Annotated in this window: 3 protein-coding genes; all 3 read left to right on the top strand. The window is 44.7% G+C overall.

Going from position 1 to position 1291, the window contains the following annotated elements; all coding sequences use genetic code 11:
* The coding region (locus A3729_RS17920) for a hypothetical protein (RefSeq protein WP_231877461.1) at positions 1–194 on the top strand (194 nt) is incomplete at its 5' end.
* Positions 195–199: 5 nt separating this feature from the next.
* Positions 200–940, top strand: coding sequence for a pyridoxine 5'-phosphate synthase (gene pdxJ, locus A3729_RS17915; RefSeq protein WP_068507886.1), 741 nt, complete (start codon positions 200–202; stop codon positions 938–940).
* A gap of 9 nt (positions 941–949) precedes the next feature.
* The coding region (acpS, locus tag A3729_RS17910; protein WP_068634154.1) for a holo-ACP synthase at positions 950–1291 on the top strand (342 nt) is incomplete at its 3' end.

The raw sequence follows: 1291 nt of genomic DNA, 5'->3' as shown, positions 1-1291 counted from the left end.
TAGGAAGTGTGTTTATTATAAGTGGAAAAGCAATATCGCTTATCAGTACTTTAGATATTGTTAATGGCTCTACCTGGCAAAAGGAAGAGTACTTAAAGGCCAAGCAGTTGATGCGCTATCTGGTTGATGATGCTTTGGGTGGTCAGGTGATAAAAAGTCGAGAGTTATTTCGTCCGATAAAGTTTAAGGGGTAAATTTGATGGAAAATCCTAATGGCAGAGTTTTATTAGGCGTGAACGTTGATCACGTGGCAACCTTGAGAGAGGCTCGTGGCACACGTTACCCTGACCCTGTTCAAGCTGCTTTACTGGCTGAAGAGGCTGGAGCAGATGGTATTACAATTCATCCGCGTGAAGATCGACGCCATATTCAAGAGCGAGATGTACTGGTGATGAAGGAAACCTTGCAAACTCGAATGAATCTTGAAATGGCAGTAACCGAAAATATGCTAGGGCTTGCCGAGAAGGTTAAGCCTGAACATTGTTGTTTGGTGCCTGAGAAAAGAGAGGAGCTGACTACTGAGGGTGGCTTGGATGTCATTGCGCAGGAAGATCGTATTAAGGATGCCTGCGCTCGCTTGAGTGAGATTGGTTCAGAAGTTTCTCTGTTTATCGATCCTGAGCCTGCGCAAATTGAAGCGGCTGTTCGTTGCGGTGCTCAAGCCATTGAGATTCACACAGGGCATTATGCCGAGTGTAAGGATCCGCTTGAATTGCAAGCAGAGTTAGGAAGGATTCGTAGTGGTTTGAACTTGGCCTTGTCTCATGGCCTGATTGTTAATGCAGGGCACGGTTTGCACTATCATAATACGCATGCGATAGCGGCCATACCCGGTATTAACGAACTCAATATAGGGCATAGTATCATTGCTAGGGCTTTGTTTGTTGGCATAAAGGATGCGGTTCGTGAAATGAATGCCTTAATACAATCTACGAGCTAATAGTGAATTATGACTGTTAAAGGTATTGGCAATGACCTGGTTGAAATCCAGAGAATTGCCAGATCCCTCGAGCGTTATGGAGAGCGCTTTGCAAAGCGGATATTATCCCCCAACGAGTTTGACTCCTTTCTTGAATCGAATCGTCCAGACAACTTCTTAGCTAAGCGTTTTGCTGTCAAAGAAGCTGTATCAAAGGCTTTGGGTACTGGGGTCTCTCAGGGTATTACCTGGCATGATATAGAGCTCGCGCATTCGGTGAGCGGGCAACCTGTTGCTGTCTTGCACCAAAAAGCAAAATTAAAAATGGAAGAAATGGGTGCAGAGACTATACACATTAGTTTATCTGATGAA

This window comes from Oleiphilus sp. HI0043 (genome assembly GCF_001634935.1).
This window is presented reverse-complemented; position numbering and strand designations above follow the sequence as displayed.

Bases quoted from the DNA above. Each gene is read 5' to 3' on its own strand.
- pdxJ (WP_068507886.1), top strand. From the start codon at position 200: ATGGAAAATCCTAATGGCAGAGTTTTATTAGGCGTGAACGTTGATCAC.